This window comes from Streptomyces flavofungini (genome assembly GCF_030388665.1).
Lineage (GTDB): Bacteria > Actinomycetota > Actinomycetes > Streptomycetales > Streptomycetaceae > Streptomyces > Streptomyces flavofungini_A.
Window position 1 is genome coordinate 3,646,349 of sequence record NZ_CP128846.1, and the last position, 20,866, is coordinate 3,667,214.

Below are 20,866 nucleotides of genomic sequence, written 5' to 3' on the forward strand. Positions count from 1 at the left end.
TCACGCTCCCTTCTTCGCGCGGCGTTCCGTCGGCTGCGTCACGCGGTCCAGCATCAGACCGAGGCACACGATGGCGATGCCGCCCACCAGACCGGTCGCGAGGTCACCGCGGGCGAGACCGGCGAGCACGTCGTAGCCGAGGCCGCCACCGCCGACCAGACCGCCGATGACGACGACGGCGAGGACGAGGACGACGCCCTGGTTGAGGGCGAGCATCAGCGCGGGGCGGGCCAGCGGGAGCTGGACCTGGCGCAGCTGCTGCCAGCTGGTGGCGCCGAGGGACTGCGCGGACTCCATCGCGGCGGGGCTGACCTGCCGCAGGCCCTGCGTGGTGATGCGGATGACGGCGGGCAGGGCGTACACGACGGCGGCGGCGACGGCGGGGGCACGGCCCACGCCGAACAGGGCGACCACCGGGATCAGGTACACGAACTGCGGCATCGTCTGGAAGACGTCGAGGACGGGGCGCAGCAGCGCTTCGAGGCGGCGGCTGCGGGATGCGGCGATGCCGATGGCGAAGCCGAGGACGACGGTGACCGCGACGCCCGCGAGGACCTGGGAGAGCGTGTCGAGGGAGGCGTTCCAGACGTCGAGGACACCGATCGCCGCCATCGCGAGGACAGCCGTCAGGGCGGTCTGCCAGGTGCCGATCACCCAGGCGAGGGCCGCCACGATCAGGAGCACCGACCACCAGGGCAGGCCCTGGAGGCCGTCGCGGAGCGGGTCGAGGACGTACTTCGTGAAGTGCGCGGCCCAGTCCGCCGTGCCGCCGACGACGGGCACGCCCGTGTAGAGGTGGTCGACCATCCAGTCCTTGGCGGTGTTCACGGGCTCGGCGATCTGCACGACCCAGCTCGTCGGCCACTCCAGGCGGTCCGCGAACCTGGCCGCGAGGGCGCAGGCCAGGGTCACGGCGGCGGCGATGGACCAGCCGCGCCAGCCGCGCAGCGGCGAGTTGTCCTCGGTGTGCGCGCCGAGGCGTTCGCCGGCCGCGCCGGTGACGCGGTCCAGGACGACGGCGAGCAGCACGATGGGGATGCCGGCGGCGAGGGCCTGGCCGACGTCGACCGAGGAGAGCGCCTGGTAGACGCGGTCACCGAGGCCGCCCGCGCCGATCACGGACGCGATGACGGCCATGGAGAGCGCCATCATGATCGTCTGGTTGAGGCCGAGGAGAAGCTCCTTGCGGGCCAGCGGCAGGCGCGCGGACAGCAGGCGCTGACGGGCGGTCGCGCCGAGGGACGCCACCGCCTCCATCACGCCGCCGTCGGCGCCGCGCAGACCGAGGGCCGTCAGGCGGGCCATCGGCGGGGCCGAGTAGACGACCGTCGCGAGGACGGCCGCGGGCACGCCGATGCCGAAGACGAGGACGACGGGCAGCAGGTAGGCGAAGGCCGGGAGCACCTGCATGGTGTCGAGGACCGGGCGCATCATGCGGAAGATCCGGTCGTTGAGCCCGGCGGCGAGGCCGAGCAGCATGCCGACGATCACCGAGGCGAGCACGGCGACGACCATCAGCGCGAGCGTCTGCATCGTCGGCACCCACATGCCGAGCAGGCCGCAGACGGCGAACGCGGCGGTGGCCAGGGCGGCGAGCCTGAGCCCCGCCACACGCCAGGCGATGGCGCCCGCGGCGACGGTGACGCCCGCCCAGCCCGCGGCGAGCAGCACCAGGTAGACGCCGCGCACGGACAGCACGATGGCGTTGGAGATGTGCCCGAAGAAGTACGTGAACAGCCAGTGGCTGTCGCGGTTGTCGATGATCCAGTCGCTGGCCTTGGTGAGCGGCTCGGTCAGGTCGACGGTGAGCGCTTCGGGCCAGGCGCCGGAGGCCCACTTGGCGTTGAGGATCGGCACGGCGACGGCCGCGACGACGGCGAGCAGCAGGAGCTTGACGACGGCGCGGCGCCGCAGCAGGGCGCCGATCCCCGTATCTCGTACCGGGGTCGAAGCGGTGGCGGTGGCCATCAGGAAGCCACCTCGCCGGTCTTGCGCATCGAGGTGTCCGCCTGCGCGGGCGGGCCGCCGCGCCCCGCGGCGCCCTTGGGGGTGACGCCCGCGACGACGCCGAGCAGCTGCTCGTGGTCCACGACGCCCAGGCACCGGCCGCCGTCCATCACGCGCGCCGGGAAGCCGGAGCGCGCCACGGCCTCGATGGCCTCGGCCACCGTCGCGTCCGGCGCGATGGCCGGGCCCTTGACGTCCTCGTCCGTGTCGGAGTCGGCGGGCCGCATCGCGCTGCGGCAGGTCATGACCTGCTCGCGCGGCACGTCCCGGACGAAGTCGCGGACGTAGTCGTCGGCGGGCGAGCCGACGATCTCCTCGGGGGTGCCGAGCTGGACGACGCGGCCGTCGCGCATCAGGGCGATGCGGTCGCCGAGCTTGAGGGCCTCGCTGAGGTCGTGGGTGATGAAGACCATCGTGCGGCCCTCCTCACGGTGCAGGCGGACGACCTCTTCCTGCATGTCGCGGCGGATCAGCGGGTCCAGGGCGCTGAACGGCTCGTCGAAGAGCAGGACCTCGGGGTCGGCGGCGAGGGCGCGGGCGAGGCCGACGCGCTGCTGCTGGCCGCCGGAGAGCTGGCCGGGCTTGCGCTGCTCCAGGCCTTCCAGGCCGACCTTCTCGATGACCTTCATGGCCTTCTCGCGGCGCTCGGCGCGCGCCACGCCCTGGATCTCCAGGCCGTAGGCGACGTTGTCGAGGACCGTGCGGTGCGGGAGCAGGCCGAAGTGCTGGAAGACCATGGACGCGCGGTGGCGGCGCAGTTCGCGCAGCCGGTTCTTGTCCATGGCGAGGACGTCCTCGCCGTCTATCTCGACCGATCCCGACGTCGGCTCGATGAGCCGGGTCAGACAGCGCACGAGCGTGGACTTGCCGGAGCCCGACAGGCCCATGACGACGAAGACCTCGCCCTTCTTCACCTCGAAGGACACATCGCGCACGGCGGCGGTGCAGCCGGTGCGCTCGCGCAGCTCCGCGGGGTCCAGGCCGGTCAGCTCGTCGTTGCCCGGGACGGTGTCGGCCTTGGGGCCGAAGACCTTCCAGAGGTTGCGCACGGCGAAGACGGCGTCCGTGGCCGCGTCGGCGGCGGGGGTGACGGTCGCGGTGTCGCTCATCGGCCGTCACCTCCCAGGATCTCGGCACATTTCTCCCCGACCATGAGCACTCCGATCATCGGGTTCACGGCGGGCATCGTCGGGAAGACGGATGCGTCCGCGATACGGATTCCTTCGAGGCCCCGGATCTTCAACTCCGGGTCGACCACGGCGAGTTCATCACCGGAAGCACCCATTCGGCAGGTCCCTGCCGGGTGGTAGACGGTGTGCGCGGCCTTGCGCACCAGCTCGCTGATCTCCGCGTCGTCGGTGACCTCGGGGCCGGGGAACACCTCGCGCTTGAGCCACTTCTTGAACGGCTCGGCCTGCGCGACCTTCCGCGCCAGCTTGATGCCGTCGACCAGGGTCTGCCCGTCGTAGTCCCCCTCGTCCTCGAAGTACTTGAAGTCCAGGGCGGGCTTCACCTCGGGGTCCGCGGACGTCAGGTAAAGCCGGCCGCGGGCACGGGACTTGGGGATGTTCGGCGTCATCGACACGCCGTGCTCGGGGCGTTCGTAGCCGAGCCGCTCCGGGTTGTCCGTGAACGGGATCTGGTAGAAGTGGAACATCAGGTCCGGGCCCTTGTGGTCCGGGTCCCGCTTCACGAACAGACCGGCGTCGGAGTCCATCGCGGAGTTGCCCGGGATCGGCCCGTTGGTCTCCCAGACGATGACCGACTCCGGGTGGTCGATGAGGTTCTCGCCGACGCCCGGCAGGTCGTGCACGACCGGGATGCCGAGGGCCTCGAGGTCCTTCTTCGGCCCGATGCCCGAGAGCATGAGCAGGCGGGGCGTGTCGACGGCACCGGCGCAGACCAGCACCTCGCGACGGGCGGTGAGCAGCTTCTCGGCGCCGTCCTTGGTACGGATGTGGACGCCGCGCGCGGTCTTGCCGTCGAGCTCCAGCTTGGTGGCCCAGGTCTCCAGGAAGAGGTGGAGGTTCGGGCGGTCACCGGCCTCCATGTGGGGGTGGAGGTAGGCGACGGACGCGGAGGAGCGCTTGTTGTTCTCCGGGTGGTACGCCAGGTCGAAGAAGCCGACGCCCTCGTCGAAGGGCTTGTCGTTGAAGCCGACGACCTCGGGCACGCCGAGCGCGGTCCTCGCCGCCTCGACCCAGTCGGTGGCGATCTGGTTCTGGTCCTTCTTGGCGACGCGTACGACGTTGTTGCGCAGCTTGCCGTAGTACGGGTCCATCGCCTCGGCGTTCCAGCCGGTGGCCCCGGCCTCCTCCCACTCGTCCCAGTCGGACGGCAGCGGCTTGAAGGAGATCAGGGTGTTGTGCGAGGAGCAGCCGCCGAGGACCTTGGCGCGGCTGTGCAGGATGTGCGAGTTGCCGCGCGGCTGCTCGGTGGTGGTGTAGCCGTAGTCGAGCTCGCCGCCGAGGAGGCCGAGCCAGCGGCGCAGCGTCAGGACGTCGTCCCGGTCGATGTCGCTGGGGCCGCCCTCGATGACGGCGACGGTGACGTCCGGGTTCTCGGTGAGCCGCGAGGCGATCACGGACCCGGCGGTGCCGCCGCCGACGATGACGTAGTCGTACTCGTTCGTTTCAGCCATGGGGGAACTGCTCCTCTTCCTGCGAGGTCGTGCGAAGGTGCTTGCGCGTGAGGGGGGACGGGCGGCTCAGCCCGCGAACCACCGCACCGGCTTCGGCGCGAGGTTCTCGTAGACGTGCTTGGCCTCGCGGTACTCGGCGAGTCCGGCCGGGCCCAGCTCGCGGCCGACGCCGCTCTTGCCGAATCCGCCCCACTCGGCCTGCGGCAGGTAGGGGTGGAAGTCGTTGATCCAGATGGTGCCGTGGCGCATCCGGCGGGCCATGCGGCGGGCGCGCCCGGAGTCGGTGGTCCACACGGCGCCCGCGAGGCCGTACTCGGTGTCGTTGGCGAGGGCGACGGCCTCGTCCTCGGTACGGAAGGTCTCGACGGTCAGGACCGGGCCGAAGACCTCCTCGCGGACGACCTTCATCTCGCGGTGGCACTGGTCGAGCACCGTCGGCTCGTAGAAGTAGCCGGTCGCGGGCCGGGCGTCGGTGGGCTCGGGCCGCTTGCCGCCGCAGCGCAGGACGGCGCCCTCTTCGAGCGCCGAGGCGACATAGCCCTCGGTCTTCTCGCGCTGCTCCTTGGAGACCAGCGGGCCGCACTCGACGCCGTCCTCGGTGCCCCGGCCCAGCTTGATCTTCTCGGCGCGGCGGGCCAGCTCGGCGACGAAGCGCTCGCGCACCGACTCCTCGATGATGAGGCGGCCGCCGGCGGAGCAGACCTGCCCGCTGTGGATGAAGGCGGCGTTGAGCGCCTGGTCGACGGCCGTGTCGAAGCCCTCGTCGGTCGCGCAGGCGTCGGCGAAGACGACGTTGGGGTTCTTGCCGCCGAGCTCCAGGGCGACCTTCTTCACGCCGAGGGCGGCGGCCTGGGCGACCTTGGTGCCGGAGACGAGGCCGCCGGTGAAGGAGACCAGGTCGACGTCGGGGTGGTCGGCGAGGCGGGCGCCGACGGTGTGGCCGGGGCCTGTGACGATGTTGGCGACGCCCTCGGGGAGACCTGCCTCGACGAGCAGCTCGATGAGCGCGACCGTCGTGAGGGGCGTGATCTCGCTGGGCTTGATGACGAAGGTGTTGCCGGCCGCGAGGGCGGGCGCGATCTTCCAGCTGGCCTGGAGCAGCGGATAGTTCCAGGGCGTGATCATGGAGCAGACGCCGATGGGCTCGTGCACGACGACGCTGTGGATGTCGTCGGACCCGGCGTCGACGACACGGCCCGCGCCCTCGCCGATCACCAGGTCGGCGAAGTAGCGGAAGGCGTCGGCGACGCAGTCGACGTCGACGCGGCCCTCTTCGAGGGTCTTGCCCGCGTCCCGGCTCTCCAGGAGGCCGATCTTCTCGCGGTCGCGCACGAGCAGGTCGGCGACGCGGCGCAGCAGCGCGGCCCGCTCGGCGACCGGCGTGCCCGGCCAGGGGCCCTCGTCGAAGGCCGCGCGCGCGGCGGCGATGGCCGCGTCGGCGTCCTCGGCACCGCCCTCGGCGATGGTCGCGAACGGCTTGGCATCCGCGGGGTCGATGATCTCGCGGGTCGCGCCGGAGGCGGCGCCACGCCACTCTCCCGCGACGTGGATGGTCTGTTGTGCGGACACGTCCCTTTTGCCTTCCGTTCCTGGCAGTTTCTGCCGTTTGCCCCACCTGATCACTCGTGGTAGCCGGGAGCACCTGCCCGGACCCGGGAAAAGCATGCGCATTCGATGGCCGAAAGTGCGCTGTGTCACTGCGCGTGCGGGTACGCGGGGCGAAACGTACGCTCGAAGCACTTTCTGTCACCGGAGGTGACGCTATGAGCAAATTGTCTCGTACGCGACCGCGGGCGGCAGGCGCGGCCTGCACCGCCGCCGTCCTCGCCCTGCTCGTCCCCGCGTGCTCCGACGACGGCGGCAGCGGCGGCGACAAGGGCGACAGCACGGCGGACCTGAGCGCCCAGGAGATCTCCGACAGGGCGAAACAGGAGCTGCTCGACGCCGAGTCCGTCCACCTCACCCTGACGGACAAGGGCCGGGACGTCGACAAGGACGACCCGGCCGAGATGGACCTCAGGCTCGACCGCGACGGCAACTGCACGGGCACCCTGAGCTTCGGCGCGAACGGCGGCACCGCGGAGCTGGTGAAGCAGGGCGACAAGGTGTGGATGAAGCCCGACGAGGCGTTCTGGAAGAGCCAGGTGCCACGCGGGCAGGGCGCGGCGGCCGCCGAGCTGTTCAAGGACCGCTACGTCCACGGCACGACGAAGAACCCCATGCTCAAGGGCTTGTCGGAGGTCTGCGACCTCAAGGAGCTCCAGGACGACGTGAGCGACGACGCGGGGTCCGACGACGACGCGAAGGACCTGCGCAAGGGCGCGGTCACGACGGTCGACGGCACCCGCGTCATCCCGCTGACCGGCAAGGACGACGACGGCAAGGACACCACGCTGTACGTCGCGGCCGAGGGCAAGCCGTATCTGGTCCGCGCCACGGAGAAGGGCGACGGCACGGACCGGACGACGACCCTCACGGACTACGACAAGCCGGTGCCGACGAAGACGCCGTCGGCGAAGGACTCGGTGGACGTGTCGAAGCTGGAGGAGCAGCTGCGGGAGGTGTGAGGGGCGGCCCGCGTGGGGCGGGCGGCCGGGGAGCGGCTGGGCGGACGGCCGGGGTGGCGGCCGGGGCGGGTCCCGGCCGTATCGCTCAGGCGAACTCGTCCGCGTCGAGCTCGTCGAGCCCCGGCTCGTCCCGCGCCGCGAGCCCCGCCACCCACAGCGGAAGCAACCAGTGCAGTACGAGGGCGCAGACCGCCACCTGGAACACCAGCGCCTTCGCGGTCAGGCCGGCGAAACCGGCGACGCCCGTCACCACGACGGCCCCGAGCAGCACCCAGGCCATGATCCGGTGCGCCGTGGCCCGCACCCGGTCCCGCTCGGCCCGCTGCCGCTCGTCCAGGACCCGGGGACGCAGTTCGAGGAGCCCACGGGTGGCGGCGTTGAGGATGCCGGTGGCCACGCACCACGGCAGCAGCAGGGCCAGCATCACCCACCCCGTCCAGGCCAGCTCGCCGACGACCGTGCCGAGCCAGGCCGCGACGAACGCCGCCGTCAGGGCGGCATGGGCGGCGACGACGGCGCGGCGGCGCGCGGCCGTGCGGTGCAGTGCCGCGCCCTCGCTCCGGTTCATCAGGTCGTACATCGACTGGTCGTACGCGCTCAACTGCTGCTTCTGCGCCATGACTTAGCGGTCCCTCCCGTGCCCGTACACCTGATCCGTGAGCGGCTGGAACGGCTCCAGCGAGAACAGCGCCTCGACGGGAAGGCCGAAGTACCGGGCCACCTTCAGCGCCAGGTCGAGGCTCGGGTTGTACTGCCCCCGCTCGATGTAGCCGATGGTCTGGTAGTGCACGCCCACGGCTTCGGCGAGGCTCTGCCGGGACACCTTCCGCTCGGCGCGCACCATCGCCAGCCTGTTGTGCACTTGCTCGCTCATGTATAAGAAGTACTACATTCCAGAGTGGTTCAGCAACAGTCGATCAAGCAGCAGCCGCTCACCCCGACGCCCCTCCCGGCGCCGCGACCAGCTCCCGGACGCACCCCCGCAGCCACGCGTGCGCCGGGTCCGCGTCGTGCCGGGGGTGCCACGCCATGCCGATGTTCAGCGGCGGCAGTTCGAGCGGGACGGGGAAGGTGACCAGGCCGAGGGGGTCCATCAGCGGGCGGGCCCAGGACATGCTCAGGCCGACCAGGTCGGTCCGCAGCAGGATGTAGAGGGCGGAGGGGTACGTGCCCACGTTGCCCACGACCCGGCGGCGCAGGCCGACCTCGGCCAGGGCGGTGTCGACCGGACCGGCCATCCGGCCCTTCCGCGAGACGGTCAGATGGTCGGCGGCGGCGAACCGCCGCGCCGTCAACTCACCCCGCAACAAAGGGTGTCCGGGGCGTACGACCCCGACCATCACATCGTCGAAGAGGGCTTCGACCCGCACCTCGGGCGCGACCGTGTCGATCACGCCGACCTCCAGATCGGCGACGCCCTCGCGCAGCAGCGGCACGTCCAGATGGCTCTCGGACAGGAAGCGCAGCCGTACCCCCGGCGCCTCCCGGGCCGCGCGGGCGAACAGGGCGGGCGCGTACGCGGCGGCGAGCGCGTCGTTGCCGACGAGGGTGAGCGTGCGCGACACGGCCCGCAGGTCCTGGGCGCCGGGCCCGGCGAACACCGCCCGCGCCCGCTCCAGGACCGCGCCGACCTCGGCCTGCACCGACAGGGCGTAGGGCGTCGGCACCATCTGGCGGCCCGCCCGCACCAGGACCGGATCGCCGAGCGCCTTGCGGACCCGGCCGAGCGTGCGGCTCATCGCGGGCTCCGACAGGTGCAGCCGGCGGGCGGCGCCGCCCACGCTGCGCTCGTCGAGCAGCACGTCGAGGGCGAGCAGCAGGTTCAGGTCGAGCCCAGCGGCGTCGGCGGGGCGTTCCACTTGCGTCACACGCAATCATCCCTTGCAGAACTTGCACTGGAAAGCAGGTACTGGGCGAGCCTACGGTGGCCGTACATCCCACGCCACGACGCTCCCGAGGAGGAGCCATGCCCTCCCCTGCCCAGGTGCCGGTCCCGGCACCGCGGCCCGCGACCGAACCGTCCGCAAGCGGCCCGTCCACGCCCGACCAGCCCACGTCGGACCAGCCCACGCCCGCCCCGTCGGCGGCCCCCGCGCCCCCCACCGCCCTCAAGCGGTCGACCCTGCTCGTCCTGTGCGCCTGCGTGACGGTCGCGCAGAGCATGGTCGCCGCCATCAACCTGCTGATCCCGCAGATCGGTTCGTCGGGGCTGCACCCGTCCGCGAGCGAGATCCTGTGGACCGTCGACGCGTACGTCATCGTGTTCGCGGGCCTGCTCATCCCGGCGGGCGCGCTCGGCGACAGGTACGGCCGCAAGGGCGCCCTGCTCGCCGGACTCGGACTGTTCGCGGCGGGCGCCACCGTCAGCGCGCTCTCCGTCTCCCCCGCCGTGCTCGTCGCCGGACGCGGCGTCTCCGGCGCGGGCGCGGCCCTGATCATGCCCGCGACCATGTCGATCCTGATGCGCGTCGCACCGCCCGAGCAGCGGCCCCGCGCGCTGGCCTCCTGGACCCTCGCGATGGGCCTCGGCGGCTTCGCCGGGAACGCGTGCGGCGGCCTCATCGGCGAATACCTGTCCTGGCGCGCCCTGTTCTGGGTGATGGTGCCGCTCGGCGCGCTCCTCGCCCTCGCCGTGGCCCGCACCACCCCCCGCACCGACCACTCCCACGGCACCGCCGCAGCGCCCTCCCTGGATCCCCTCGGCACCCTCGTCCTGACCGCGGGCCTGGTCGCCGTTCTCTTCGGCGTCATCGAAAGCCCCCTGTACGGGTGGGGCGCGCCCCGCATCCTGTGCGCCTTCGCCGTCGGGGCGCTCCTGCTCACGGCGTTCACCGCGCACGCCCTGCGCTCCCGCGCCCCGCTGTTCGACCCGCGTGTCTTCCGCTCCGCCCGGCTGAGCGCGGCGACCCTCGGCTCGGCGCTCGCCTTCTTCGGCCTGTTCGCCCTCTTCTACGTCAACTCCCAGTACCTGCAGTACGTGAAGGGGTACGGGGCCGCGCGCGCCGGTTTCGCCATCGTGCCGCTGACCGTCGGCATGGCCCTGGTGCCCCGGCTCGCGGCACGCTGGGCCGCCTCGCCCCGTCCGGTGGTCGGCACCGGGCTCCTCCTGATCGGCGCGGGCCTGCTCGGCGTCTCCACGGCGAACGCGGGCACGCCCTACGCGGCGTACGCCTGCTGGCTGCTCCTCATCTCGGGCGGCACCGGCCTGTGCATGCCCGCCCTGACCATCGGCGTCGTCACCTCGCTCCCGCCGCACCAGGCGGGCCTCGGCTCCGGACTCGGCACCTCCGCCCGCGAGGTCGGCGCGGCCCTCGGCGTGGCCGTCTCCGGCACGCTCCTCGCCGCCCACACCGGCACCGGACACCCGGGCGGCGCCGCGGACTTCACCTCCGGGATGGCGGCGGCGCTGCGCGTCGTCGGCACCGTGGTGATCGTCGGGGCGGCCGTGGTGGCGGCGGGCCTCGGCCCGCGGCGGGCGTCCGAGCGGTGACGTGGCGCGGCCCGCGCCGGGCCGCGGGCCATGGCGCCGCTCAGTGCGTGTCGGGGTCCGCGCAGTAGGCGAGCGGCGGGCAGAACCACGCCAACGCCGTTGCCAGGAGCTCCCGTTCGTCCTTCCTGCCGTCCGCGTCGGCGCCGTACGCCGTGAGGGCGTACAGCTTGCCGTCGCTCGCCTCGAAGCGGTGGTCGACCACGTGCCAGGTGCCGATGTCCGGCTCGTCGGAGATCCGGTCGATGACGTAGCTGAGGCGGGCGGCGGGGCCGGTGGCGTTCGTCGGGCGGGTCAGGGAGAGCTGTGTGAAGCCGCTGGACTTCGACACCTTCGTGTCGTCGAGGAAGGCCCGCAGCGAGGCGTACGGCGTCGGCTCGCTCACCTCGTACAGCTGGAGCCGCCGGGTGCTGTCGGGGCTGCGGTAGTTGAGGATCGCGACGCCGTTCAGGCCCTCGGTGCGGGCGCGGATCCAGCCGCGCGGTACGGCGAGGCGGTAGCCGTCCTGCGGGTCGACGACCTTCTCGTAGGAGGGCGGCGGGCCGCCCGTCGGGGGCGGTGGCGCGGTGTCCCCCTCGCCCGCGCCCTCGCCCGCGCCCGTCCCCGCCTCGGCGCCGGGGCCCTGCGCGGGCTGCTGGTCCGTCAGGTGCACCGTCGGCTCCGGCTCGTCCTTCCAGCCCAGCGCCCAGGTGCCGAAGGCGAGCCCGCACGCCGCGAGCACCGCGACCACGCCGCGCAGGGCGCCCCGTTGCCGCGCCACGTCCCGCTCGTGGAGCGCCGCGATCTCCCGCTCCCGCTCCCGGCCGACCCACTCCTGCCGGTCCCTGTCGTAGCTCCGCACCACCGGCCGCCGCTCCTTCCCCGCGCGTTCGCGGTCAGCCGAGGACCGGGACGAGGGCCTGGAGGACGGCCGTCACCGCGGCGGCCGTAGCCGTGGCGGGCGCGTAGTCGGCGAGGCAGTCGCGCAGCCGGGCCAGGGGCCCGCTCGCGCCGCGTCCGTTCCTTGCGATCTCGCCCTCGACCTCGGTCAGCGCGGCCACGACCTCCTCGTCCTCGGGCGACTGCGTGCCGTCGCCCAGCTCGCGGCGCAGCTCGCGGACGGTGGTGAGGAGGCGGCTGTGGGCCTGGTCGGCGACCACCGTCGTGTAGTTGGTGGAATCGGCCTTGCCGTGGGAGCCGAAGGCCTGGGAGCCGCCGTTGATCGCGTGGATGGTGACGTGCGCTCCGCCGCCGCTCTGGGACTGTTCGTCGCTCATGGGTGGTCCTTTCATGGGTGGTCCGCGCTCACGCGGTGGTCTTCTCCGTGTGCGTGGCCTGGCCGTGCGTGCCGGTGGCGAGGGCGCCGCCGGACATCTCCTTGATGTAGACCCCGCTGTTGTTGATCTGCGTGATGTGCTGCTCCAGGCGGTCCGTGCGGTAGCCGCCGACGCGCAGTGCGTCGCGCACGCCCTCGCCGATGCGGTCCTGGAGGGTGCGGGTGTAGCGGGCGACGTCCATCTCCTGGAACAGCGAGAGGCTGTCGGTGGCGGCGAGTTGGCGCAGGGAGACGGCGGGGGCGTCGGGGGCGCGGCCGGTGTCCGGCCCGAGGAGGCGGGACGCGGTGGCGCGCAGGAGCCGGGTGAGGCGCAGGACGAACGGGGCGTGCCGCTGCCCCTTGCCGCAGGCGTCCCCCCGCCCCTTGCCGTACGCGCTCCGCGCCCCCTCCGGCTCGTCGCCCGCCCCGTCGCCCGGCTCGTCGCTCACGGGCATGGTCAGCCACAGCCGCACGGCCGTGCCGAGCGACGGGAGCCAGCGCAGGGCCGTGATGCCGAGGCCGACGGACAGCGCGGGCGCGGCCACGCAGGCGCGCAGGGCGTCGCGCACCGGGCCGTCCGGTTCGCTCGCCACCAGCGCGTCGACGCGGCGGAACTCGGGCGCGACGGGACCGAGGACGTGCGGCACGACCTCAAGGACGAGCATGCCGCCCTGGGTGTGCACCCGGACCAGGAGCGAGACGACGACCTGCTCGTTCCAGGCGCCGACGCGGATGCGCAGGAAGTGCCGCCGGGCCTCGCCGCCCTCGCCCGCCGCCTCGGCGATGTGGCGCTCGACCTGCTCGTCGTCGTACACGACGGCCGTCTTCGTACCGTCGCCCGTGTACAGCTCCTCGTCCCGCCCGGGGCCCGCGGGCAGGTACACGAACTCCTCGATCTCCAGCTGCCGCAGCCGGTCCCTGCTGGTGTCGGCGGCCGACCTGCGCAGGGACCGCAACCGGGGCCCGATCATCGCGATGACGTCCTGCGCGGTGAGCGCGCCGGGGGCGCCCTGCCGGGGCACGGCGCCGTTCGGGACCGCGCCGTTCGGGACCGCGCCGTTCGGGCCGGCGGCGGAGTCGGCCGCCCGGGTGTCGTCGGGCTTGAGCTCCAGGACGACCGACCAGGGCTTGCGGGGCGTTCCGGCGCCGACGAAGGGGCGGTTGACGTCGTAGAGGGTGAGGGAGGCGTCCTGCTCGCGGCGGACGCACGCCTCGATGCGGCCGTACCAGGCGGGCAGGCGCGGCTGCGGGGTCTCGGCGAAGGTCTGCCGGGCGAGCTGTCCGCGCAGCGTCCGGGTGCGCAGGAACTGGTGGCGCCAGACCACGGCCGCGATGAGCAGCGGGAAGATCACGGGGTACGGCGATTCGGTGATCCGGGCGCACGCGGCGATGCCGTACGCCAGCCCGCACGACCAGGCCGTGAACGTCACCAGCCACCCGAAGCGGCGGCGCAGCCAGACCAGCGGCGCGGGCAGCGGCACCGGCCGCAGCGGCTCCCCCACCCCCGTGTCGCGGCCCGCGACGACGCGCCCGCACCACAGCAGCAGGACGACGACGGCGTACGCGAGGGCCCAGCCGCCCGGCACCATGCCGCCGAGGGCGGCGCCGCCCGGCTCCGACTCGGCGGCGCCCGCCGCGTCCGTGCCGAACGGCAGCCAGGCGATGTCGCCCGCGGAGAGCCCGGAGTCGCCGCCCGAGCGGTCCGACGCCGCGTCCCAGAGCATGACGGCGTCCGTGGCCAGGAACGCGACCCAGACCCCGAGCAGCAGCAGCGCGGTGCGCAGATCGTCGCGCCTGGCCCGCACGGCGTGCGCGAGCACCGGCAGCACGTCCGCGCCGAGCGGCGGCGCGACCGGGCGCTCGGCGTGCCCGACCAGCTCCTCGACGACGCGTCTGCGGAACGCGGCGTTGACGTGGGCGCCCGCGCAGAGCAGCCGGGTGGCCTCGGTGTGCGCGTAGGAGCGGCGGGGCCTGCGGTGGGAGTGGCGCGGCGGGCGGTGGGCGGGGTCCGGCCGGGGCCCCGGCTCGGGCGTCTGCTCGGGCCCCTGTCGGGGCGGCTCGGCTCGCATGCCGCGCAAAGGTAATGGAGCCGGTGGCAGGCGTCCGGCGAATGGACAGATGTCCCCCGAAAGAAGACACGATGGCCGAAAAGCCCCCGGTGGCCGCGGGTGCGCGGCTGCCGGGGGCTTTCGGTCAGGCGTGGTGTCAGATGACGCCGAGGGGCCGGATGACGCCGTGGTGCCAGTTGAGGCCCGAGGGTCAGATGAGGCCCAGGGGTCAGATGAGGCCGAGGCTGCGGACCGCCTCGCGCTCCTCCTCGAGCTCCTTGACGGAGGCGTCGATGCGGGCGCGGGAGAAGTCGTTGATCTCCAGGCCCTGGACGATCTCGTACTTGCCGTCCTTGGCGGTGACGGGGAAGGAGGAGATGAGCCCCTCCGGCACGCCGTACGAACCGTCGGACGGGATGCCCATGGAGGTCCAGTCACCGGCGGCCGTGCCGTTGACCCACGTGTGCACGTGGTCGATGGCGGCGTTGGCGGCCGAGGCGGCCGAGGACGCGCCGCGGGCCTCGATGATCGCGGCGCCGCGCTTGGCGACGGTCGGGATGAAGGTGTCGGCGAGCCAGGCCTCGTCGTTGACGACCTCGGCGGCGTTCTTGCCCGCGATCTCCGCGTGGAAGACGTCCGGGTACTGGGTCGCCGAGTGGTTGCCCCAGATGGTGAGGCGCTTGATGTCGGAGACCGGGGCGCCGGTCTTCTTCGACAACTGCGACAGGGCGCGGTTGTGGTCGAGGCGCGTCATCGCGGTGAAGCGCTCCGCCGGTACGTCCGGGGCGGCGGCCTGGGCGATGAGGGCGTTGGTGTTGGCCGGGTTGCCGACGACGAGGACCTTGATGTCGTCCGCGGCGTGGTCGTTGATGGCCTTGCCCTGCGGCTTGAAGATGCCGCCGTTGGCCTCCAGGAGGTCACCGCGCTCCATGCCCTTCGTGCGCGGGCGGGCGCCGACGAGGAGGGCGACGTTCGCACCGGCGAAGGCGACGTTCGGGTCGTCGCTGATCTCGATGCCGTTGAGCAGCGGGAAGGCGCAGTCGTCGAGCTCCATCGCGGTGCCCTCGGCGGCCTTCAGCGCCGGCGTGATCTCCAGGAGGCGCAGGTTGACCGGCACGTCCGGGCCGAGCAGGTGACCGGAGGCGATGCGGAACAGCAGCGCGTAGCCGATCTGGCCGGCAGCGCCGGTGACGGTGACATTCACGGGAGTGCGGGTCATGGCGATCTCCGTAAGACAGCTGGCGGTGGGGGTCCCTGCCCCTTGTGCTGGATTCCCTGCCGACGCCCTCGTCGATCGCCTCTCGATGATCGATCTCTTGGCATCAAGAGAGATCCGGCGTCAGGTTATCGCGCCCTTGCCGTCCTGGTACGCCGGGTGGGTGTGGCCCGGCCCACAAGGCCGCGCGGGGCGGCCGCCACCCCGGAGAGGAGACGTGGCGGCCGCCGTGGGGGGTGTGACCACTCCCGTGGGGGTACGGTGCGTCTGCCCTCCGGGGGGCGGGGCATTCCTGGTTCACGCCGGTTGTTTCGACCGCGCCTGGGCCACGGGCGGCCGTTTGGCGTCCGTCCCCCCGCCCACGCGCCCCGGGGGCTACTTCGTGCAGGTCGTCCCGCCTGCCTTCAGCGTCGCGCACGCCTTCGCCGCCGCCGCGTTCTTCACGGCCACCATGGGTGTGTACGCGTCCAGGTCCGCGTTCACGGTCCCGCTCTGGCGCGCCGCCGAGCCGGATCCGGTGATCGTTACCTTGTCCCCGGGCGCCGCCTGGGTGATCCGTGCCCACGCGGCCCCGCACGTCTTGCTGTACCGCACCTCGACGAGCGTCTTCGTCCCGACGGTCACCCGCGACGTGGTCCGGGCGAACTCGCCGCCGCACCCCATGTTCTCGGGGTCCTTGCCCGTGCAGTCGGCCCCGCTGCACTCGACCCCGGCGGGCAGGTCGGCCGTGGACTTCGTCGGCGCCGTGGAAGGCCCTGCCTTGCCGTCACCGTCGTCGTCCTTGCCGACGCCCGTGAGGAACACCGCCGCCGCGATGACGACGAGCGCCCCCACGATTCCCGCGAGGAACATCGCCAGCTTCCGCTTGCGCCGCTGTCCGTCGGGCGACTTCCCGTCGGCGCCGGGCCCGGCCACGGACCCCGGCCCGCCGCCCGCGTACACGGGCGGGACCGAGGACGTGGCGGCCACGGACCCGGGCGGCGCCGACGCCTCGTACGAACGCGACGAAGGCGTGGCCGGCGCCTGGGCGGAGGCCGAAGCCGAAGCGGCCCCCGCGCCGGCCCCGGAGCGGGAACCACCGGACCCGGTGGCGGGCGCGACCGGCGCCTGCGCCCCGTAGCGCACGCCCTCCGGCTCCCGCGCCACGGGCGGCACCGTCGGCGACACCCCGGCGGGCCCGGCCACGCCGGTCACGGCCCCGACGCCCCCGCGCGCCTTGCCCGAGCCCCCGCTCTCCTTCGGCGCCCGGGGCGACTTGGCGCCCTTGGAGCTGACCGGCGGGTTCGACGCCAGTTCGCCGAGCGCGGCGCGCGCCTGCGAGATACGGATGGCCTGCATCGTCATGTCGTGCCGCATCTCGGAGCGGCTCCAGGCGCGCTCCGCGAGCTCCCACATGGTGATGAGGTGCACCGGCGGCGTGCCGGTGACTTCGGCGAGCGCGACGATCGCGCCCTTGGGGGCGAGCAGCCGCCCGTTCAGATAGCGCTCCCACGACGTCTTGCTGTAGCCGGTCCGGTCGGACACCGCTGCGATGCTGAGACCGCTGCGGTCGACCAGCCTGCGCAGCTGGTTCGCGAACTCCCTGACCTGCGGGTCGAGCTCATCCGGTAGCGCCTTCCAACGAGGCATTGCTCCCCCTATTCCCCCCGTACGTGCCTGAACTGCCCCCGCGCGTGCTGCCGCTGTCCCGGACCCCCGGCGCACCGCGCACGGTCCGCTCGCCCCGGTCCTGAACTACCCAGAGGGATGCGCGGAGCCGGGATGTCAGTTCCCTGAATGGGAGCGCACGGGAGCATATGGGACAGAGTGTGCCCCGTCGCACGCCCCCGGTCCACGGCCCAGTGTCCCACCGTCGCCCCACTCCACGATGCGGAACCCCAGCTCCCGGGCCAGGACGTCCCGGAACCATCCTGAATGCGTTGGTTGGCCCTTTTGCGAGGTACTTCGGTGCCGAAGCATCGAGCACGGCAGCGCTGCGCCTCAGCAGCCGGACACCGTGATCGAACCACCTGAACCGCCAGTTCCGCCAGTTCCACCAGAGTGGAACCACCCTGCACCACCGCACCACCGAGCGCATTCACACCACCACACCACCAAGCTCGCCCGCACCACCGACCGCGCCCGCACCCGCGCCCGCACCGGCTCCTCGCCGCCGCCGTCGCCGCACCCCCAGCGCGACCCGGTTCGACCGACTGACGGCGGCGGCGCCCGGTGCGGTTCCTTCCGCGTCCTTCCGCGTCCTTCCGCGCGAGCCCTACTGTCCGTTTCGCCCTTTCCGGCGGGTGCCGTCTCGCATCCGTAGCGGGCCCGGAACAGCGTTGCGGAATGGTCACTTCCGTGCCACAGGGGCAAGGCTTCCCTTGCTGCGGGGATGGCGCGTCCATGACGCTTAAGGCGCACCGCGAGCCCCCGGGCTCGCACCGCGGAACGGCGGCGCCCGTCCTCCCACGGGGGAGAGGACGGGCGCCGTCTCACGTTCGCCACCTGCGCGTTCGGGCGCGCCTCGACAGGAAGGCGCGCCCTGGAGGCCGGTCTCGCCGAAGAGCAGGAGCACCCGGGCCGCCCTCGACCGAAGCCCTCCGAGCGCCGTCAGCGCGTGGCCCGATACCGTCGGGTAGGTTCACGCCCGCGCGCCGGGTGCGCCCCCTCACTTCCGCAACTCGCCCCACGTCTCCGGCCTGACGATCCCGTCGCTCACCAGACCCCGCTCCCACTGGAAGCGCCGCACCGCCGCCTTCGTGCTGTCGCCGTACACGCCGTCCGGCGCCCCCTCGCCGAAGCCGTGCCGCCGCAGCAGACACTGGACCTCGACCACCGCCCAGCCGCCGTCGCCCCGGTCGAGGATCGCGTCCCGGGTCCTGCTGTGCCCGGCGTACCGCACCCCGCCCTCGCGGCCGTCCTCGCACCCGTACCCGCGCCCCTTCTCGTAGGCGTACGCGCTGCTCACCTCGCCGTCGGCGCCCTCCCAGGCCCGGCCCGCGAGCAGGCCGCCCGCGAAGGCCGCGGCCACGGCGGTGTCAGCGGCCGGCGCGTCCCCGCAGGTCGGCGCGGGGGACAACCCAACTCGTCCCACCGGCCTGGAAGTTGACCGGTTCGGATCGGCAGAGTCGGTACCGCACGACAGCCGGTGCGGGCCTCCCGGACCGGCGGCCGGACCACAGCAACGGGGAGTTCAGAATGAGCAAGAGCACCGCGCCCACACCGTCGGAGCGCGAGCAGGACACCGGCTGGCGGGCGCCGTCCCGCCCGGGCGGCCTCGGCAGGTCCGCCACCGTGACCAACCACTGCGGCCGCACCATGCGGGTGAAGGTCGTCATCAAGTACGGCCCCGACTCGCGCTGCTTCACCCTGCCGCCCCGGCACTGGGCACGCTTCAACTGGACCTTCGGGTCGTACGACAAGACCGTGACCTGCTGACGGAGCGGTGGCCCCCCCGACAGGACCACGGCGCGCTGGCGGAGCGGTGGCCGCCGACCGGGCCACGGCCCGCCGACCGGTGCGCGCCGGGTCAGATGCCGGAGCCGCCCGGGGTCACCAGGCCCGTCTCGTAGGCGATCACCACCGCCTGAGCCCTGGTGTCCAGGTCGAGCTTGTTCATGGTGCGGTTCAGATGCGTCTTGACCGTCGCCTCGCTGATGTAGAGGCGGTCGGCTATCTCCGCGTTGGACAGGCCCCGCGCTATCAGCTTCAGGACCTCCAGCTCGCGGCCGGTGAGCGCGGCGAGGTCCGGCGGCGGCTCGCCGGCGGGGGCGGCCCCGGAACGTACCGCGAAGGCCTCCACGAGGCGGCGGGTGACGCTCGGCGCGAACAAAGCGTCCCCGCTGCCGACGGCGGCCACCGCGGCGAGCAGCCGCTCCGGCCCGGAGTCCTTGAGCAGGAACCCGGCGGCGCCCGCGCGCAGCGCCCCGTACACGTACTCGTCGAGGTCGAAGGTGGTGAGGACCAGGATGCGGGGCGGCGGCTCGGCGGCCTCGGCGAGGATGCGCTCGGTGGCCGTGATGCCGTTCATGCCGGGCATGCGGATGTCCATGAGGACCACGTCGGGGCGGGTGGCCGCCGCGAGTTCCACGGCCTCGGCGCCGTCGCCCGCCTCACCGACGACCTCGATGCCGGGGGCGGCCCGGAGCACACCGACGAGCCCGGCGCGGATGAGGAACTGGTCGTCCACGACGAGCACCTTGATTTGTGCCTGGTTCATTCGGTGGTGTCGTCTCCCGGCGGTGCGGCCCGAGCTGACGTCGGCAGGGTCAGCCTCACGGCGAACCCTCCCACGCTGCGCGGTCCGATGCTGATCGTTCCGCCGTAGAGCTTGGCCCGTTCGCGCATACCGATCAACCCATGTCCACCAGGGCTCCTCACTCTGTCCGGAATCACCCCCTCCCCATTGTCGGTGACGGACACCTCGATGTGGTCGCGGTGATAGTGCAGTTCGACGGTCGCGCTGGCCTGCCGGGCGTGCTTCAGGACGTTGGTCAGGGCCTCCTGCACCACGCGGTACGCGCACAGCTCGACGCCGGGCGCGATCGGCCGCGGCGTCCCCGTGACCCGGAACTCGACGGGCACCCCGCCCGCCCTGACCCGGTCCGTCATGTCCTCGATGCGGGCGAGGCCCGGCATCGGGGCGTCCGGGACCTCGCCGTCGTCGTCCTGGGCGCGCAGCACCCGCAGCATGCGCCGCATCTCCTCCAGGGCCTCGGTGCTGGTGCCGGAGATGGTGCCGAGCGCGGCGCGCGCGGTCTTGGCGTCGGAGTCGAAGACGAACTTGGCGAGCCCCGCCTGCACGGAGATCACCGACATGTGGTGGGCGACGACGTCGTGCAGCTCCCGCGCGATCCGCCCGCGCTCCTCCACGACCGCGTGCCGGGCCCGCTCCTGCTGCTCGGCGCGGGTCTTGCGGGCGAGTTCGGCGGAGCGCCGCGCCAGGTATCCCATCCGCCACACCAGGGCGTTGATGCCGAGGGCCTGCGCCGCCACCGACGGCACGGAGGCGTGGTCCTGGCTCACCAGGCTGCCGAGCACCCAGATCGCGGAGAGCAGCGCCGCGCACACACCGGTCGTGCGGGTCTGGCGTTGCAGGGCGACCGTGTAGAGGCACAGCATCGGCCCGAACGACGTCACCACGGGCCAGTAGCCGGCGAGGACGTACACGGTCCAGATCGCGTACGTCACGAGGCAGACGAGGAGCGGGGCCTTGGAGCGGAACGCGGTCGGCGCGATCACGAGCAGCGCGAGGGCGTAGCCCCGCAGGTCCAGGTCGCTCCAGCCGACCGCCGCCGCCTCGGGGCCGATCAACGCCAGCAGAGCCACTTGCCCGAGGGCGAGCAGCACGTCGACGGTGAACGGGCGGAGGCGCATCGCCGCAGCGTAGCCCGCATACCCGCCGGTATACGTCCATCGTCGGCCGTACCGCGGGAGTTGTAGACGGCGATCGCCTACGACCCGGGTCGTACGGCAACGTCAACCCGGCACGGGACGACGGGCGCTCCCGCCACCGCGTAAGTTCTTGCCCAGCACCACCACCCGCGCCGCCTTGAACCGGCGCGCCGGGGGAAGGGGGCGCGGGCCTGCAAACGGGGGTTTGCACGGGGGACCGGGCCTGCGCCCCG

18 protein-coding genes are annotated in these 20,866 nt (G+C 73.0%); 3 read left to right on the forward strand and 15 right to left on the reverse strand.

The genetic code is table 11. From position 1 onward, the window contains the following. The 4 genes from QUY26_RS14795 to QUY26_RS14810 form a co-directional block, all read right to left on the reverse strand. On the reverse strand, positions 1-1,968 hold the full coding sequence (locus QUY26_RS14795; RefSeq protein WP_289946752.1) for an ABC transporter permease: 1,968 nt from the start codon (positions 1,966-1,968) through the stop codon (positions 1-3). Beyond that, positions 1,968-3,116: a quaternary amine ABC transporter ATP-binding protein gene (locus QUY26_RS14800; protein WP_289946754.1), complete on the reverse strand. Its 1,149-nt coding sequence runs from the start codon at positions 3,114-3,116 to the stop codon at positions 1,968-1,970. Before QUY26_RS14800 ends, QUY26_RS14795 begins: the two co-directional genes overlap by 1 nt. Then, complete coding sequence (locus QUY26_RS14805; RefSeq protein ID WP_289946755.1) at positions 3,113-4,648, reverse strand: GMC family oxidoreductase; 1,536 nt, start codon at positions 4,646-4,648, stop codon at positions 3,113-3,115. Before QUY26_RS14805 ends, QUY26_RS14800 begins: the two co-directional genes overlap by 4 nt. Positions 4,649-4,714: 66 nt before the next feature. Then, the gene (locus QUY26_RS14810; protein ID WP_289946756.1) at positions 4,715-6,217 is read right to left on the reverse strand and encodes an aldehyde dehydrogenase family protein; all 1,503 of its coding nucleotides are present in this window, start codon (positions 6,215-6,217) and stop codon (positions 4,715-4,717) included. A gap of 194 nt (positions 6,218-6,411) precedes the next feature. Here QUY26_RS14810 and QUY26_RS14815 point away from each other — a divergent pair, with 194 nt between their 5' ends. After that, a complete protein-coding gene (locus QUY26_RS14815; protein ID WP_289946758.1) occupies positions 6,412-7,215 on the forward strand; it encodes a hypothetical protein in 804 nt (267 codons plus the stop codon). A gap of 85 nt (positions 7,216-7,300) precedes the next feature. Here the strand turns inward: QUY26_RS14815 and QUY26_RS14820 are convergent, their stop codons facing one another. Genes QUY26_RS14820 through QUY26_RS14830 form a run of 3 tightly spaced genes read right to left on the reverse strand, consistent with a single transcriptional unit; the run spans position 7,301 to position 9,089 of the window. Continuing rightward, positions 7,301-7,834, reverse strand: coding sequence for a hypothetical protein (locus tag QUY26_RS14820; RefSeq protein WP_289946759.1), 534 nt, complete (start codon positions 7,832-7,834; stop codon positions 7,301-7,303). A gap of 3 nt (positions 7,835-7,837) precedes the next feature. Then, positions 7,838-8,089 carry a helix-turn-helix transcriptional regulator gene (locus QUY26_RS14825; RefSeq protein WP_289946760.1) on the reverse strand — a complete coding sequence of 84 codons (252 nt, stop codon included), beginning with the start codon at positions 8,087-8,089 and terminating at the stop codon, positions 7,838-7,840. 58 nt (positions 8,090-8,147) lie between these two features. Further along, positions 8,148-9,089 carry a LysR family transcriptional regulator gene (locus QUY26_RS14830; protein ID WP_289946761.1) on the reverse strand — a complete coding sequence of 314 codons (942 nt, stop codon included), beginning with the start codon at positions 9,087-9,089 and terminating at the stop codon, positions 8,148-8,150. 92 nt (positions 9,090-9,181) lie between these two features. Between QUY26_RS14830 and QUY26_RS14835 the strand changes: the two genes are divergently transcribed. Further along, positions 9,182-10,705: an MFS transporter gene (locus QUY26_RS14835; protein ID WP_289946762.1), complete on the forward strand. Its 1,524-nt coding sequence runs from the start codon at positions 9,182-9,184 to the stop codon at positions 10,703-10,705. Positions 10,706-10,745: 40 nt separating this feature from the next. Here QUY26_RS14835 and QUY26_RS14840 read toward each other — a convergent pair whose 3' ends face one another. The 6 genes from QUY26_RS14840 to QUY26_RS14865 form a co-directional block, all read right to left on the reverse strand. Next, the gene (locus QUY26_RS14840; protein WP_289946763.1) at positions 10,746-11,546 is read right to left on the reverse strand and encodes a hypothetical protein; all 801 of its coding nucleotides are present in this window, start codon (positions 11,544-11,546) and stop codon (positions 10,746-10,748) included. 31 nt (positions 11,547-11,577) lie between these two features. Further along, entirely contained in the window at positions 11,578-11,958 is a 381-nt protein-coding gene (locus QUY26_RS14845) for a hypothetical protein (RefSeq protein ID WP_289946766.1), read from the reverse strand. Between the two features lie 28 nt (positions 11,959-11,986). Beyond that, positions 11,987-14,065 (reverse strand): hypothetical protein, encoded by a 2,079-nt coding sequence (locus QUY26_RS14850; RefSeq protein ID WP_289946768.1) that lies wholly within the window; start codon positions 14,063-14,065, stop codon positions 11,987-11,989. Positions 14,066-14,273: 208 nt separating this feature from the next. Next, a complete protein-coding gene (locus tag QUY26_RS14855; protein WP_289946770.1) occupies positions 14,274-15,263 on the reverse strand; it encodes a malate dehydrogenase in 990 nt (329 codons plus the stop codon). A 372-nt stretch (positions 15,264-15,635) separates the two neighbouring features. Beyond that, positions 15,636-16,889, reverse strand: a complete 1,254-nt coding sequence (locus QUY26_RS14860) for a helix-turn-helix domain-containing protein (protein WP_289946772.1) — start codon at positions 16,887-16,889, stop codon at positions 15,636-15,638. A 1,018-nt stretch (positions 16,890-17,907) separates the two neighbouring features. Further along, complete coding sequence (locus QUY26_RS14865; protein ID WP_289946774.1) at positions 17,908-18,318, reverse strand: peptidoglycan-binding domain-containing protein; 411 nt, start codon at positions 18,316-18,318, stop codon at positions 17,908-17,910. A 119-nt stretch (positions 18,319-18,437) separates the two neighbouring features. Here QUY26_RS14865 and QUY26_RS14870 point away from each other — a divergent pair, with 119 nt between their 5' ends. Further along, positions 18,438-18,677, forward strand: a complete 240-nt coding sequence (locus tag QUY26_RS14870) for a hypothetical protein (protein WP_289946776.1) — start codon at positions 18,438-18,440, stop codon at positions 18,675-18,677. A 91-nt stretch (positions 18,678-18,768) separates the two neighbouring features. Here the strand turns inward: QUY26_RS14870 and QUY26_RS14875 are convergent, their stop codons facing one another. Next, on the reverse strand, positions 18,769-19,458 hold the full coding sequence (locus QUY26_RS14875; protein ID WP_289946778.1) for a response regulator: 690 nt from the start codon (positions 19,456-19,458) through the stop codon (positions 18,769-18,771). Then, positions 19,455-20,615, reverse strand: a complete 1,161-nt coding sequence (locus QUY26_RS14880) for a sensor histidine kinase (RefSeq protein ID WP_289946779.1) — start codon at positions 20,613-20,615, stop codon at positions 19,455-19,457. Before QUY26_RS14880 ends, QUY26_RS14875 begins: the two co-directional genes overlap by 4 nt. Positions 20,616-20,866: the final 251 nt, after the last annotated feature.

Coding starts and splice junctions, on each gene's coding strand:
- QUY26_RS14795 (WP_289946752.1), bottom strand. CDS start 1,968: ATGGCCACCGCCACCGCTTCGACCCCGGTACGAGATACGGGGATCGGC.
- QUY26_RS14800 (WP_289946754.1), bottom strand. CDS start 3,116: ATGAGCGACACCGCGACCGTCACCCCCGCCGCCGACGCGGCCACGGAC.
- QUY26_RS14805 (WP_289946755.1), bottom strand. CDS start 4,648: ATGGCTGAAACGAACGAGTACGACTACGTCATCGTCGGCGGCGGCACC.
- QUY26_RS14815 (WP_289946758.1), top strand. CDS start 6,412: ATGAGCAAATTGTCTCGTACGCGACCGCGGGCGGCAGGCGCGGCCTGC.
- QUY26_RS14820 (WP_289946759.1), bottom strand. CDS start 7,834: ATGGCGCAGAAGCAGCAGTTGAGCGCGTACGACCAGTCGATGTACGAC.
- QUY26_RS14825 (WP_289946760.1), bottom strand. CDS start 8,089: ATGAGCGAGCAAGTGCACAACAGGCTGGCGATGGTGCGCGCCGAGCGG.
- QUY26_RS14835 (WP_289946762.1), top strand. CDS start 9,182: ATGCCCTCCCCTGCCCAGGTGCCGGTCCCGGCACCGCGGCCCGCGACC.
- QUY26_RS14845 (WP_289946766.1), bottom strand. CDS start 11,958: ATGAGCGACGAACAGTCCCAGAGCGGCGGCGGAGCGCACGTCACCATC.
- QUY26_RS14850 (WP_289946768.1), bottom strand. CDS start 14,065: ATGCGAGCCGAGCCGCCCCGACAGGGGCCCGAGCAGACGCCCGAGCCG.
- QUY26_RS14855 (WP_289946770.1), bottom strand. CDS start 15,263: ATGACCCGCACTCCCGTGAATGTCACCGTCACCGGCGCTGCCGGCCAG.
- QUY26_RS14860 (WP_289946772.1), bottom strand. CDS start 16,889: ATGCCTCGTTGGAAGGCGCTACCGGATGAGCTCGACCCGCAGGTCAGG.
- QUY26_RS14870 (WP_289946776.1), top strand. CDS start 18,438: ATGAGCAAGAGCACCGCGCCCACACCGTCGGAGCGCGAGCAGGACACC.
- QUY26_RS14875 (WP_289946778.1), bottom strand. CDS start 19,458: ATGAACCAGGCACAAATCAAGGTGCTCGTCGTGGACGACCAGTTCCTC.
- QUY26_RS14880 (WP_289946779.1), bottom strand. CDS start 20,615: ATGCGCCTCCGCCCGTTCACCGTCGACGTGCTGCTCGCCCTCGGGCAA.